Annotated in this window: 13 protein-coding genes; 1 reads left to right on the plus strand and 12 read right to left on the minus strand. The window is 58.2% G+C overall.

Translation table 11 applies throughout. The features are described from left to right. Nucleotides 1-8: 8 nt before the first annotated feature. From ACW5XD_RS04345 to ACW5XD_RS04360, 4 genes are read right to left on the minus strand one after another with little or no spacing between them, the layout of a single operon-like run. The gene (locus ACW5XD_RS04345; protein WP_456493794.1) at nt 9-2,105 is read right to left on the minus strand and encodes a type IV pilus modification PilV family protein; all 2,097 of its coding nucleotides are present in this window, start codon (nt 2,103-2,105) and stop codon (nt 9-11) included. Nucleotides 2,106-2,117: 12 nt separating this feature from the next. After that, nucleotides 2,118-3,218 (minus strand): PilX N-terminal domain-containing pilus assembly protein, encoded by a 1,101-nt coding sequence (locus ACW5XD_RS04350; RefSeq protein ID WP_456493795.1) that lies wholly within the window; start codon nt 3,216-3,218, stop codon nt 2,118-2,120. 1 nt (nt 3,219) lies between these two features. Beyond that, nucleotides 3,220-3,843 carry a prepilin-type N-terminal cleavage/methylation domain-containing protein gene (locus tag ACW5XD_RS04355; RefSeq protein ID WP_456493796.1) on the minus strand — a complete coding sequence of 208 codons (624 nt, stop codon included), beginning with the start codon at nt 3,841-3,843 and terminating at the stop codon, nt 3,220-3,222. Beyond that, entirely contained in the window at nt 3,834-4,379 is a 546-nt protein-coding gene (locus tag ACW5XD_RS04360) for a GspH/FimT family pseudopilin (protein ID WP_456493797.1), read from the minus strand. Before ACW5XD_RS04360 ends, ACW5XD_RS04355 begins: the two co-directional genes overlap by 10 nt. A gap of 93 nt (nt 4,380-4,472) precedes the next feature. Here ACW5XD_RS04360 and ACW5XD_RS04365 point away from each other — a divergent pair, with 93 nt between their 5' ends. Then, entirely contained in the window at nt 4,473-4,859 is a 387-nt protein-coding gene (locus ACW5XD_RS04365) for a type IV pilin protein (protein ID WP_456493798.1), read from the plus strand. Nucleotides 4,860-4,880: 21 nt separating this feature from the next. Here the strand turns inward: ACW5XD_RS04365 and tppA are convergent, their stop codons facing one another. From tppA to fkpB, 8 genes are all read right to left on the minus strand, one after another. Further along, nucleotides 4,881-5,282: a type IVa pilus pseudopilin TppA gene (gene tppA / locus ACW5XD_RS04370; RefSeq protein WP_456493799.1), complete on the minus strand. Its 402-nt coding sequence runs from the start codon at nt 5,280-5,282 to the stop codon at nt 4,881-4,883. 8 nt (nt 5,283-5,290) lie between these two features. Beyond that, on the minus strand, nt 5,291-8,644 hold the full coding sequence (locus ACW5XD_RS04375; RefSeq protein WP_456493800.1) for a pilus assembly protein: 3,354 nt from the start codon (nt 8,642-8,644) through the stop codon (nt 5,291-5,293). Nucleotides 8,645-8,655: 11 nt separating this feature from the next. Then, a complete protein-coding gene (locus tag ACW5XD_RS04380) occupies nt 8,656-9,132 on the minus strand; it encodes a pilus assembly PilX family protein (protein WP_456493801.1) in 477 nt (158 codons plus the stop codon). An 11-nt stretch (nt 9,133-9,143) separates the two neighbouring features. Continuing rightward, nucleotides 9,144-10,241, minus strand: coding sequence for a PilW family protein (locus tag ACW5XD_RS04385; protein WP_456493802.1), 1,098 nt, complete (start codon nt 10,239-10,241; stop codon nt 9,144-9,146). Then, on the minus strand, nt 10,238-10,651 hold the full coding sequence (gene pilV / locus ACW5XD_RS04390; RefSeq protein ID WP_456493803.1) for a type IV pilus modification protein PilV: 414 nt from the start codon (nt 10,649-10,651) through the stop codon (nt 10,238-10,240). The genes ACW5XD_RS04385 and pilV overlap by 4 nt, the downstream gene beginning before the upstream one ends. Further along, on the minus strand, nt 10,648-11,151 hold the full coding sequence (gene tppE, locus ACW5XD_RS04395) for a type IVa pilus pseudopilin TppE (RefSeq protein ID WP_456493804.1): 504 nt from the start codon (nt 11,149-11,151) through the stop codon (nt 10,648-10,650). The genes pilV and tppE overlap by 4 nt, the downstream gene beginning before the upstream one ends. A gap of 260 nt (nt 11,152-11,411) precedes the next feature. After that, the gene (ispH, locus tag ACW5XD_RS04400; RefSeq protein WP_043557522.1) at nt 11,412-12,347 is read right to left on the minus strand and encodes a 4-hydroxy-3-methylbut-2-enyl diphosphate reductase; all 936 of its coding nucleotides are present in this window, start codon (nt 12,345-12,347) and stop codon (nt 11,412-11,414) included. Between the two features lie 239 nt (nt 12,348-12,586). After that, entirely contained in the window at nt 12,587-13,039 is a 453-nt protein-coding gene (gene fkpB, locus ACW5XD_RS04405; RefSeq protein ID WP_456494063.1) for an FKBP-type peptidyl-prolyl cis-trans isomerase, read from the minus strand. Between the last annotated feature and the right edge of the window lie 6 nt (nt 13,040-13,045).

Genomic DNA, 13,045 nt, shown 5'->3' on the forward strand with positions numbered 1-13,045 from the left:
CCCAAGGCTCAAGGGGTGCAAGTCAGGTTGGCAGCGTTGGTGACGCCATTGTCCACCAGCAGGGAACAGGGCCCGCTCAACACCTGATTGTTGGGCTGTGGCGTCATCTGCACGCTGAAAGAGGGCGGCTGCAGCATATAGGTAGTGCTGCCCTGATTGGTGTAGGAAAGATTGATGGCCAGCGTCGCATTTTCCGGGGCCTCGCACAGATAGGCTGCGGGCTGGTTGTTCGCCTGCGGTTTGTCGATACGGCAGGTCGCCCCCGAGTTTGGCGTGCTGATGCTCAGGTTGTTGAAGGTGTTCTTGCTGCAGGCCACTGGCGGTGCATTTTTACCATTTCCCCGCGTCAAACACTCGATCCGCCCACCGACCTTGATGGTCGGTACCGTCTGCTGGCTTGCATCGATTTTCACCAGCATGTCGGCACTCAATGCCAATGATTGATCCCGCGGGGAGATCAGCGAAGCGGTGATCCCCGAGTTCCCCTGATAGGCGGTAACCCGTATCGTGACGTCCCGCAGTACCTGATTGCTATCTTTGGTCGATTTTTTCGCCGTCATATAACCGCGACTGTAACTGCCGAAATAGTAGTTATTGAGATCCACCACTGTTTTCACCGCTTCATTGGTAACGGTCGCGTAATCGGTGGCGCTGCCGGTCAGCAGGGTCAGCGGCCCCATGGCCCACTCTGCCAGCATGGTCAGGTTGATATCCTGAAACGGCACCTTGGTCAGATAGTCCGTCGCGCTGGTGTCAATGCCAACCAGATAGACAGGGTCGAGCACGTCCACATAGATGCCGCGGGCGATGAGTTGCGCCGTGCCCGTGCTGACGGTGATCCCGGTCGTGGTATCTCCCCCGGCTTCCGCGCTGGAGGCCAGCCAGGCCGAAAAGTCAGTAATGGACGGCAGAGTGGCGGATGTCCCTTGGGTCCAGTTCAGGGTCGACTTCTGCCAATCGATATAGGTCTTGACCACATACTTGATGTATTTCTGATAGCTGGCCTGATTGGCAGGTTTAGCCAGAAAATCAGCAGTGGTGACCACTACCTTGGCCAAGTTCCAGTCAGGCAGAGGACGGTAATAACCATCCAGCCGGACAAAACGACAGGCATCCACATATTTGCCGCTGCTCGCCGTGCTCAAACTGCTGTTGTAACGTACCCTGCTGGTATTGAGCGGGGCATAGAAGTTGCCGAAACTCGAACCGCTGCCATCGAAGTGATCCTTGCAGCAACTGGTGCAGAGAGTGGGCTGGCCATTGACGCTGCTGTCGAGCGTCCCTGTGGTCTTGCTCTGCATCGTTCCCGCTTTCCAGTACAACTGATTGCTGGCCGAACTGTAGACCTGTCCAGGCAAATAGGCCGTCAGGCTGGATCCGTAACTACATGAGCAAGAAACTGAAGCCATATCCTGCAACACCTGCTGGGTGTTGCCTCCCGCCGCTGGCTTGTAGGTCACCGTCTCGAACTGGACCAATTTGCCGACCTGTCCATCTTTTGATGTCACTGTAGGCAACGGCTTGCTTGTCTCCTGTTTGTTGCCATCTCCCAACTCGACCGAAATGACATCCGGTGCAACCCCTGGCGTGTAATTGACCTTGGGGCCCTGCCTCGCCGTATTCAAGCCGCCATCCAGCTGAGCAGAACTCAATGATTCGATGGGCGAGACATTACCCGCCAATTGCAGCGTCCGGGTCTGTCCTTCGCTGTCTGTCCAGCCGACGTTGACCGTGATCGCCTTGCGTCCGGGGTAGCTGAGGCGATAACCCGTCGGTGCCACGTTTTGCCAATTTGAGCCATTCAGATACTGATTGGCCACCGTCCAGGTTACCGAGTAGGGCTCTCCAGACAGAGTTACGGCAGCACTTGCCGAGGTGATTTGGTTATAAGCCGTCAGCGGCGCCGTTGCGCTCACCACACCATTGAAGTTGCGAAACTCGTCCAGCTTTGACTCCGCCAACCGCATCGCCGTCTCATAGCGACGTCCATCCTGCGACACTGTCAGCGCCGACTTCGACATGGCAACCAAGCCGACGATGCCCACTCCCAGCACGACCAGCGTGATCAAAATCTCAAGCAGGCCAAATCCTTTTTGCCTATTCATCGTCATCTTCCTCTACCAGTCCCGCCAACTGCCAGGCACCTGATTTACGACCTGGAAAGCGGCGCCATTCGAGATGTTACTCAATACACTGGCATCGAACTTTGCATCATAGGTGCCGTTGGCATTTCCCAGCTGATAATTGGATACCATGGCGCCGTGCACTATGGCCCCCCCAGTCAGCTTCACATCCGTTCCGGCCGCAGCCGGATTGGATGAGTAGGCAAAGACCAGGCCGTACAACACAGTGTTGCCATTCACCGCCAGATTGCCGTTGCGTACGATCAAAATGACCGGTGCCGTTTCGGAACCTACATTGGCAGAGGGCTTGCAGTCACCATCCACTATGATGAGTCCGGTTGATGCAGGACCAAGCGAACTGCAGTCAGTCAGTCTTTGAGTGGCCCGAGCCTCCAGATTGGCCCAGCCGTTTGCGTCATCCTTTTCATTAAACAGATACCAAACCAGATCCGTCGGAAAAGAGGTGTCGTTGTCCTTGATATCTGACTGTTTATCCCCCTTTTGGCTGATGTTGGCAGAACAGCCACCGTCATAGTCACCTTGATGACAAGTTTGACCCGTGCCCGTGATGAGATCGACGTTGCCACTGGTCCAGACCGACAGAGGAACCCCAAGACCACCGCCATTGGGGTTGGCCACAATGGTGAAGTTGCCGCCAACCGCCATGCCACCTGCAACGGTCAGGGGGGCCGCAGGGGTACCGGCCAACACACTGAACCGAACAACTTTTGTTCTAACTACGGCCTCTGCCTGCGTATCGTTCAATGTTGCAGTAGAACTCACGGCGATTGGCATCACGGTTGTTGAACCTACAGCAATAGAAGGTGGATCATCTGCAACGGAAAGCACATAGCTCCCCGTTGTCAACGTGGTTGTTGCGCCGCTGGTTCGCCAAGCCGGGTCCAGTGTTAGTCGCCCAAGCCCATCCGCCAGCCCCACTTCCGCCATCGCCATGGCTTGGCGATAAAGCACTTCGTTGAGGGTCACCCGCCGATCAGCGACCAGCATCTTGCCAACCAGCAGTGAAATACCCAGCAAGATCAACATCAGCAACAAGGTGATGGTAAAGGTGGTAAAACCGGACTGTCGGCGCATATCAGTACCCATCATTACGCAATTTGATGTCCCGCTGCAGATTCAACGTCAATGCAGGTGCAGATTTGAAGCGGCCGCTCATCATCAACTGCAGCGCTCGCGCACCACTGACCTGACTGCTCGGCAGCAACCTGAGTGTCATGGCCGTTATCTCTATGGTGTCATCGGTAGAGATGAAACTGCCGTTGCCACATGTAGTGGCTCCCGTACCCTGTTTTATCCCCTTGTCTGCACTGCTGAAACTGTAAAGCAGAGTGTCACCCGTACTCAGTACACCATTGTCATCATTGTCATAGCGCACCCTGATACAGGTGTATAGGCCCGATCCCGTCGCCGTTTCATTCATCAGATCCGTTGCCGCATCAAAATAGAAACTGGAGCGGCTGCCGGATGGAGCGGCAAGAAACTGGGTCGCAGTGGCATCATAACCAGCTCGCTGAATATCGCGCGCTATCATGTCCGTCAGTAGCTGGATCTCCTGATTCAGGCGACTGGTCTGCATAGCGGTATAATTGGCCTTGAGGATAGTCGCGAACAAGGAGATGACTGCCGCCACCAGCAACAGTCCAGCCACCATGGCGACCATCAATTCGACCAGGTTGAAGCCTCGAGCCATCAATCGCATGGAGATGCTCCCGTTACTTGCTCGGTTCGGATACGTCCATTCGAGGCAATAATAACCCTGTATTCAGACGTCCCACTTTTTAGACAAATGGAACCATTTCCTAGGCTGCCATGTAGGTCTTTGAATACGCCACGGCGATTATTAATCTCAATCGCGCTTTCAAAACCCGATAACTCATAGTTTGTCGTCAAGATAATCCCATGAAACTCGCTGGCATCGACCCCCTTCCGACCTTCAATGACAGCACAGGAGTCGGCACAACTGCTACAGGATGTATCGATAGCAATGCGGTAGCACCAATTAGCATGCCCCGCATTGAATATTTTGAATGTAATGGGTTTATTGCGCTTGAGCGCTTCGGATTTGAGAAGCATCACGTCCGTATAGACGGCCTGCGTCGCCGCCTTGACCATTTGATCCTGGCGCAGCGATTGATAACTGGGGATGGCCACGGTCAACAGCAAAGCGACCAAGGCCAGAGCAACCATCAGTTCGATCAGGGTAAAACCGGCGGATCTGCCCTCTGTGCATTCCATTAGCTCAAGACTCCTTTCTTTTTGCTCATGCCAGTAGAGCGTACTGTCAGTACTATCCTATAGTATCAACCTGTTTCACGAACCATGCCGCCCATGAGAATCAAACAATCAGGTATCACGCTGCTAGAACTGATCGTTGTTGTTGCTATCGTCGCCATCATTGCGTCGATCGCCTATCCCAGCTTTACCGATGGCTTGCGCAAATCGCGCCGAGCCGAAGCCTTCAAGGGATTGCTCAGCATGCAGCTCAAGCAGGAAGAGTTTCGGGTCTCCAATACCAGCTATAGCGCCACCCCCTCCCAGGTGGGCAACCCTGTCAGCGATTACTACACCTTCACCATTTCAGGGGCGACCGCAACCGCCTATTCCCTGATCGCCACCACCAAAGGGGCTCAGGTCGGAGACAAGGCCGGCAGCACTGCCTGCGATACTCTGACCCTCAACAAGGCCGATACCAAGACACCGGCCGATTGCTGGTAACAAGCGACCGGTATTGACACCCTACCAGCACTCTGCCGCTGTCATGGTGGCACCTGACACCCCTTGCTGCCCGCCCTGATCCAGAGTCAGCAGACCGCAGGGGTCACCATTCATGACTCCGGTCGGAATCGCCGTCAGGGTATAACGGCCCCCACTGGCATCGAGTGCCAGATTGTAATAAGCCGTCCCACCATCCCTGGGCAAGGAGGCCAACCCGGCTGAAGCCAGGTTGCCGCCATCATAGTTGCCCTCGGCGGTAAACTGCCGTTCCAGATATTGGGCGGCTTCCAGCAAAGCCGCCCTGGCTTCGGCCCGTTTGGCCGAGGCGATGTAGTTGTTGTAACTGGGGTAGGCGATCACGGTCAGGATGGCCATCACGGCCACCGCAATCATCAACTCCATCAGGGAAAATCCACGTTCCATGCCAACCTCTACTCCAGTTGCAACCAGGATTGACGACCGCCCAGATCGCCCGCCCCCTCTTCCAGCGTGACCGAAATGTTGCCACTGGATCCACTGATGTATTTACGCTCCATGTCCGCATCCTCCACCACGCTCGGGGTCGTGGTGAGTTCGTCAAATTGCTTGCCACTGACCGGCACCTTGACGTCATTGCCGGCATCATCTTTGATCCCCACATAGTCGTCATCGTTGACGGCACCGTCACCATTGACATCGAATACCGAATAGGTCAAACGGGCCCCCGACACGGGATCCAGCTCCATCAACCAGGAGCGGCCGCCAAAGTCACACGCATCCGCCGAGGGGATCAGGGTGTTGAAGATCAGCCGCTTGTTGCGGTAAAGCATCTCTGAAACGGCTCGCTCCCCCACCCCCTTGCTCAGACCGGGCGACTTCAAGACCAAGTACCATCCCTTCTGGCTGGTGTAGTTGACCGCCGTGTTGGACACTACACGCACATTGAACTTGATGGTGGTGCCATTGGCGGAGTATTCGTGGGTGATGCTCTGCTGTAACAGCTGGCTGCTGAGCACGGTGGCTCCCGTATCCCAGATGCCGTAGACGGCTTCCAGCCTGGGGGTCGCCGGCAGCAACTTGTCGTCATTGGTGAAATAGCTGCCCGTCCCCATCAGCACCATGATCCCCCCCTTGGGATGGCGGATCGCCAGTGGCCGCATGGTGATGGGCTGGCGCGTACCGGCCGAGCAGATACCATTACAGGCTTGGAACAGCGGCTTGGGCTTGTTGCCGGTCTTGAAGGCGCTGCCCCACTGGGTGCTATTGTTGTCAGTCAGATCAAACTTCCACAGGTTGCCCTGCAGATCGCCGGCATAGACATAGTCAGCCACCCGATCGCCATCCTCATCCACCGGCAAGGGGGAAGAGAGGCCATTTGGCTCGCTGGCCGACCCCACCTGGGTATCTATCTCCTTGATCACTGCACCGGTTGCCAGGTCCAGCACGAACAGGCGCGCCGTCTGGCTGGTACTGTTGTAACCATTGGCCACCAATGCCACCCACTTGCTGCCTGACTTGACCCTGACCAGCGTCGGTGCCGCCAGTGCTACCCCCATCTCGACATTGGTGAACTCCCACAGCATCTTGTCGGCGGTGAAATTATCCGGTGACGTCACGTCGATGGCGAATACCGCCTTGCCGCCGGCTCCCGTCGACCCCAGCAGAACCGTTTTCCAGTTGCTGCCAAGATAGGCATCGCCCACCTTGGGTGTCCCGTCCACATAGTAACGGTGGCTGTAATCAGGCTTGGTCAACAGGCTCAGATCCCCCAGCAGGCTGGCGGGAATGTAGGCCAGCTTCTCGACGCCGTTGGCGACGCGAAAACCATGCAGCATACCGTCGTTGGCCCCCACGTAGAGCATGGGGGTACGACGGGTGATGGCCGTCGAGCCGAGGAACGTCTGGTAGCTGTCACGCTCCGTCTGGGTCAAGCCGGTAGCGCTGGCATAACCGTAATCCCGGGCCCCCACATAGACGGGATCCGAGTTGATGATGTCCCCCAGCAGATCGCTGCGGCTGCGAAACAGACCACCATTGCTTTGCTCACGGCTGCGGTCACCGCGCAGATAGGCAACCCGATTTTCCGCCTGGTTGTCGCCGGCAAGGTTGAACAGGGCACGGTTGGTGGCATTGAGATCGGCCCACGTGAAGGGAATGCCGACCCCGTTTTGCCGGGTAAAGATGCTGCGGGACGTGTGTGCCGGGATCAGCGTCGCTGCATCCCAAGCCATGGAGCCCAGCGAACCATCGCTGTTGAGGGGAATGGAAACCAGCTGCCCCGACCAGTCCCCGCTGTTGTAGCGGGCCTGATAGATGTGGGTATTGCTGTCCAGCCGGGTTGCATTGGCAGTCACCGAGCTGGCGGAGCTGTTGCGGGCCGCTATCTGGGCCAGGGTACTGCTCAGGGCCGTAGCAAAGGTGTCTGGGTCAGCGGCGCTGAAGAAATTTCCCTTGCTGTTGAGCGCCGCGTGCCACAAGTCATCGATCTTGTACTCCGGAATATAGGGCGCATTCTTGTACTCCTTGTCATCCGGATCATGGGGATTGGGCCAGCTGCTCGGGATGCCGTTGGCCGGATTGAGCGAGCCATTCACTCCCAGCCCGACGGTGAAATTGACCAGATGCTGCCAGTTGGCGGGATCCGCCGTGCTGGTCGGCACCTTGTCGGCCAGATCGGTACGCAGGTCAGTCTTCCAATACTTGTAGGCTACGTCGGCCAGGGTATTGCTGTAGCCGTCCTTGTCCTGATCCCCTACCGCAGGGGTGTCTCCGTTCCAGTAGCCATCCGTCATCAGAATGTTGTAACTCTGGCGGCAGGTGAGGTGGGGCAAGGTGCTGCTGGCACTGGCTGCCCAAGGGCCATTGTTGTCGGTGCGAGAGAAATACTCCCCCACATCCTTCAGACTGGTGCGCAGGGGCGTACCGGACGCCAGAATGTCGCGACTGTAAAGGTCGCTGAAAAATGCACTGCGATCGGTGCCGGAGAAAGGCGCTACGCCGCGGATCACGCTGCCGCTGGCATTGATGGTGGCAAAGCCCACCCGCAGGGCCTGCCCCTGACTGGCAAAGGCACGGCCGACCCCGGCTCTGGCTGCCAGGATCCGGGAACGATAGTAGGTGTACCAGTTGGCGAAATTCTGGATCTCCTCGTCATAGCTGCAGACAGGCACGCTTTTGCAGTCGCTGCGGTTGGGACGTCCGCCATAGGTACTGCCCGACTTGATCTCGACCCGGGTGTAGCTACCCACCTTTTTCACATCGCCACTGCCTTTGTAGGCAAAGTAGACGGCGGGCCAGAACGTCTCGTCACTGTTGTAGTCGCTGGAGGAGAATCCGGTGTAGTAACGCAGCGATCTCGACCGATTGTTCGTGGTGAGGTCACGGCAACCTGCTGCCGTATTGAACGGATTGTGCGGCGCACAGCTGATGCTGGCATTCGCCATCAGGGTGCCATCCGCCTTGGCCCAGGGGCGGTAGCTCTGCTGCGGGTTGTAGTAGAGTTTGTTGTTGTTGCTCGAGCGGGTATAGGCGTTGCGGTCGTTGTTGCCGGTGAAGGTCACGGTCCGGTTGTCATAGTCCTCGCTGCCATACACGTTGTCGGCACGAGGATAGACGTAGCGAGCACTGTTTTCGATCAGCCCCTCCGGCATCAACTCAAAATGCATGGAGCCGGAATCATCGAGGCTGAACATGATGTTGGGTTCGGCCCGAGTACCGAGATAGAGAGGAACCTGGGCAATATCGAGCGCGGCCTGCACCGACGAGCAGAGCAGCAAGGCCGAAAATCCGTAGCCAAACGCACGCATGGGTGGCCCTCCTAGCGGCTGTAGGTCGATTGCAACAGCACCCGGCTCTCATCCGAGAGGCCGAATCCCCTTGCCGTGATGCGATAGAGGCGACGCTCGCCTATGGGTTCGTCGACCGCCAGACTCTCGTTGCCTGCCTGGGTGTAGGGCAGTCGTTCGATGAAGTACTCGGGGGCGCGCCCCGCCAGACCGCTGTTGGCATAGGTACGCCAGGCCGTGGAGGGAGACGCGGGATCCACCGCCACTGTGACGAACTCGTACAAACCGGCGCTGTTGTCATAGGGGCCTGAATTACCGGCTTCCAGATAGCGCTCGGCGGCACGCAAACCGGCCTCCGCCGCCTGCAGCGCCTGCAGCGACTCCTTCTGGTTGCCCGCCATCTTCTCCTGCAACAGTGCGCCCTGCATGCTGGCCATCGCCAGCAGGCTCACCATGGCCAGAAAAATCAGGCTGATCACCAGCGCCATTCCCTGCTGTCGATGCATCATAGGTTCCATCCTCATGGCAGCCGGTTACGCAGAGCGACCGTGGTCTCGGCCACCCAGTACCAGTGGCTGTCGGTTGCCTGGAAGGTCGCACCGGCAAAGCTGATGGCCTGCGGGTCCGACACCACATTGCCCTGAGCGCTGCGCATCAAGAGCTGGACACCAATCCCCAGCACGTTGTCCCAGTTCGGATTGCTGGCGGCGCTCACGTAACGATCCGCCGCCCGATCCCGATTCTGATCCTCGCCGAAGGTCAGCTGAATATCGGTCACCCCTTCGACCAGCGGCATGCCGGCGGCGAGACCACTCTTGCGATAGAGGCTGTAGGGGGCGGTGGCCGAGGCGCGGGCAATGTAATAGATCCGGGTTTCCATCCGGCTCAGTATCGAACCGGCACCAAAGCGCTCCTCGACCGGGCTGCTGGCCCCGCCCCAGGAGCTGATAGCATTGCCTGGGGTGTATTTGTTGTCATTGGAGTGGCCTATGTTGACCTCGGTCCCCGCCCCCACCACCTGGGTCTGGGTGATCTGGAAGATCCGGGCCTTCTGGCAATCGGAGACCATGACGATGTCCCCCTCGCACAGGTCGCTGTAACCCTGCTTGCCGGTGCCACAGTAGTTCGCCTTGCTGGAGATCTGCTGCACGAACAGCTGGGCGGCGCTGTTGTTGCGAGTCACCGGCACCCCGGCCCCGGTCGGCCCCTGGATCAACAAGACGTCGCTACCCGACCTGGGCTTGGGCTCGCCTGCGGTGAACAGGGCAGACAAGGCGGTGGGCAGAGTGGCGGTGACATTGTCATAGCCGCGCAGATAGACGGTGAAGTTGTAGGGCAGCGCAGTCCCGCCGCCGGTGAGGGTATTGGTGATGTTCACCCCCTGCTTGCTCAGACACCCCTGATAACCCACCATTCTCAGCTCTTTTTGCAGCAGGTTGACGGCAAATCGGCTGTCTTCCTGCACCCGGGCGATGGCCTCGCCAGTCAGGTAAGTCTTATGATTACCCAAAAGAACCTGAATGATGATGCCCACCGTCAGCAGAGACAGCACCAGCGCTATCATGACCTCCACCAGACCGACCCCGGCCTGATGTCGCAGTGACGGGCGCCCGCTCATAGATCCGTCCTCAGCGTCATACTGCGCAACGAAGGCTCGGTCGGCAGCCGACTGCTGTCCCACTGGATGGTGATGGTGGCCTGCCCCGCGCTGATCACAATGGCGCCATCGCCGCTCGGCAGGCCTGTCAGCGCCTGTTTCCAGTACTGCAGATCCAACATGGCCATCGTACTGCCGGAGACCACCTCCCCCAGCCCCACGTTGTACTGGCCGAGCAGGGCCGCGCTGCGATTGGCCCGCATCATGTCGGTGATCATGTAGGCGTACTGGGTCGCCTCGGTCCGGGTCAGCGCCGACTGGTTGCTCTTGAGCGCCTGCAGTTGCAGGGTTGCCATGCCGAGGATACCGATCGACAACACCAGCACGGCGATCATGATTTCGAGCAGGGATACTCCCTGATGGCGTTTCATATGCAGCTGCTCTCCACGATGGATGGGCGCCCGGCTGGCGTAATCATGATGTCCCGTGTGGCCTCTGCCTCACAATCAGGTGGCTGCAGAGAGAACACCAGGCTTGCCTGCGCACGGCCATCGAGAAAGCCGTTGCCGCTGAAACGCAAGAGCGAGCTGTTGCTGACCAGAGTGCCGGCCCCCATGTCGGGGAAGAGCCGCAGCAACTCACCGTTATCCAGGGTGCCATTGCCGTTGCTGTCGACCCATATCTGCCAGCCCGATTCCCAGTGGTTTTGGGTCAGGTTGCTGGCGGAGGCGGAGAGGGTGACCGCCGTGTTGCGACGAATGGCTTCGGAACGGGCAAGGTTGATGGCGGCCACGAAATTGTTGGCCTGGGTGGTCAGCGTGATATTGCGCAATACCGCACTAAAGGAGGGGACTCCCAGGGTCAGCAGGATCGACACGATCGCTATGGTGACCATCAGCTCGATAAGACTAAAACCTGAACGCAAAAACATCCTGTTTCGCTCTGATTTTGTGGAGGGGCTTGTTTGCATATCCATGCGCCATCAAGCCAGATGAGAAGTTCATCAGCAGTCTAGACTGCAGCGCTTCGCTTGCAATTCAATCTACTCAAATCTTGGACATACATCATCAATTTTCGCTGGGTTCCTGCGGCATCCAGGTAAACAAGATTCATAAGAATCATGCATAAAAAAGCCACCTCGCAGGAGGTGGCTCGGGATTCATCATCTCATCCTGACCAACAGGATGCGGATCAGAGGATCCGCAGCTCGGGCGGCACTTCAAACACCACGTTCTCTTCGCGACCCGGGTGCTCGACAACCATATTGCCGCCCAGCTCGCGCAGGCGGGCGATAACGTTTTGCACCAGCACGTCCGGTGCCGAGGCGCCGGCCGTTACCCCGATGCGCTCGACCCCCTCCAGCCAGCCGGTTTCGATCATGGAGGCATCGTCGATCAGGTAGGCGCGAGCCCCCACCTTCTCGGCCAGCTCGCGCAGACGGTTGGAGTTGGAAGAGTTGCGTGACCCGACCACCAGCATGGCGTCCACCAGCCCCGCCATCTCCCGCACCGCATCCTGGCGGTTCTGGGTGGCGTAACAGATATCGTCCTTGCGCGGCCCCTGGATCTTGGGGAACTGCTTGCGCAGGGCGTCGATCACATCCGAAGTCTCATCCACACTCAGGGTAGTCTGGGTGACGAAGCAGAGATCATCCGGATTCTTCACCTGGAGTTTGGCCACATCGTCCGGCGTCTCCACCAGATACATGCCGCCTTCGCGGTTCTCGTACTGGCCCATGGTGCCGATCACCTCGGGGTGACCCGCGTGACCGATAAGCACGGCTTCGGAACCCTTGCGGCTGGCGCGATGGACTTCCATATGTACCTTGGTCACCAGCGGGCAGGTGGCATCAAATACCTTGAGGGCACGGGACTTGGCCATCTCGCGCACCGTCTTGGCCACGCCGTGGGCGGAGAAGATGACGATGCTGTCGTCCGGCACCTCGTCCAGCTCCTCGACGAACACGGCTCCCGCCTCTTTCAGCTTGTTCACCACATAGCGGTTGTGCACCACTTCATGACGGACATAGATGGGGGCACCGAATTTCTCCAGCGCGCTCTCGACTATGCTGATGGCGCGATCGACACCGGCACAGAAGCCACGGGGATTGGCGAGCAGAATATCCATCAGTACACCTCACTCATGCCGATGGCACGATCGACATCAACGCGACAGAAGCCACGGGGATTGGCGAGCAGAATATCCATCAGAGCACCTCACTCATGCCAATGGCACGATCGACATCAACGCGACAGAAGCCACGGGCATTGGCGAGCAGAATATCCATCAGAGCACCTCACTCATGCCAATGGCACGATCGACATCAACGCGACAGAAGCCACGGGCATTGGCCAGTAAAATGTCCATCAGTGAACCTGCTCCTCGTCATCAACACTCAGGATCTCCACCTCGAAGGTGACGGTATGGCCGGCCAGAGGATGGTTGAAATCGACTGTCACCGACATGCCTTCCACCGCCCGTATGATGCCGGGCAGCTCGCTGCCATTGGGCTGGTCGAACAGTATGATGGTGCCGACCTTGGGCTCCACATCGGTGCCGAACTTGGCTCTGTCCAGATGGTAGATGTTGTCGGGATTGGCGAGGCCGAACGCCTGCTCCGGCGCCAGCGTGAAGCTCTTGGCATCACCCTGTTGCAGGCCCAGCAGGCACTGCTCGAAGGTGTTGGTCAGGCTGCCATCCCCCATCCGCAAACGGGCTGGTTTGCCATGCAGCGCAGTGCTGTCCGCAACGGAACCATCCTCCAGCTTGATGGCGAAGTGGAACAGCACGCTGCTGTTGGCCGTAATTCCGGCGGCGATCGATTG

This window comes from Aeromonas enterica (assembly GCF_054052465.1).

Bases quoted from the DNA above. Each gene is read 5' to 3' on its own strand.
- ACW5XD_RS04345 (WP_456493794.1), bottom strand. From the start codon at position 2,105: ATGAATAGGCAAAAAGGATTTGGCCTGCTTGAGATTTTGATCACGCTG.
- ACW5XD_RS04350 (WP_456493795.1), bottom strand. From the start codon at position 3,218: ATGCGCCGACAGTCCGGTTTTACCACCTTTACCATCACCTTGTTGCTG.
- ACW5XD_RS04355 (WP_456493796.1), bottom strand. From the start codon at position 3,843: ATGCGATTGATGGCTCGAGGCTTCAACCTGGTCGAATTGATGGTCGCC.
- ACW5XD_RS04360 (WP_456493797.1), bottom strand. From the start codon at position 4,379: ATGGAATGCACAGAGGGCAGATCCGCCGGTTTTACCCTGATCGAACTG.
- ACW5XD_RS04365 (WP_456493798.1), top strand. From the start codon at position 4,473: ATGAGAATCAAACAATCAGGTATCACGCTGCTAGAACTGATCGTTGTT.
- tppA (WP_456493799.1), bottom strand. From the start codon at position 5,282: ATGGAACGTGGATTTTCCCTGATGGAGTTGATGATTGCGGTGGCCGTG.
- ACW5XD_RS04375 (WP_456493800.1), bottom strand. From the start codon at position 8,644: ATGCGTGCGTTTGGCTACGGATTTTCGGCCTTGCTGCTCTGCTCGTCG.
- ACW5XD_RS04380 (WP_456493801.1), bottom strand. From the start codon at position 9,132: ATGATGCATCGACAGCAGGGAATGGCGCTGGTGATCAGCCTGATTTTT.
- ACW5XD_RS04385 (WP_456493802.1), bottom strand. From the start codon at position 10,241: ATGAGCGGGCGCCCGTCACTGCGACATCAGGCCGGGGTCGGTCTGGTG.
- pilV (WP_456493803.1), bottom strand. From the start codon at position 10,651: ATGAAACGCCATCAGGGAGTATCCCTGCTCGAAATCATGATCGCCGTG.
- tppE (WP_456493804.1), bottom strand. From the start codon at position 11,151: ATGTTTTTGCGTTCAGGTTTTAGTCTTATCGAGCTGATGGTCACCATA.
- ispH (WP_043557522.1), bottom strand. From the start codon at position 12,347: ATGGATATTCTGCTCGCCAATCCCCGTGGCTTCTGTGCCGGTGTCGAT.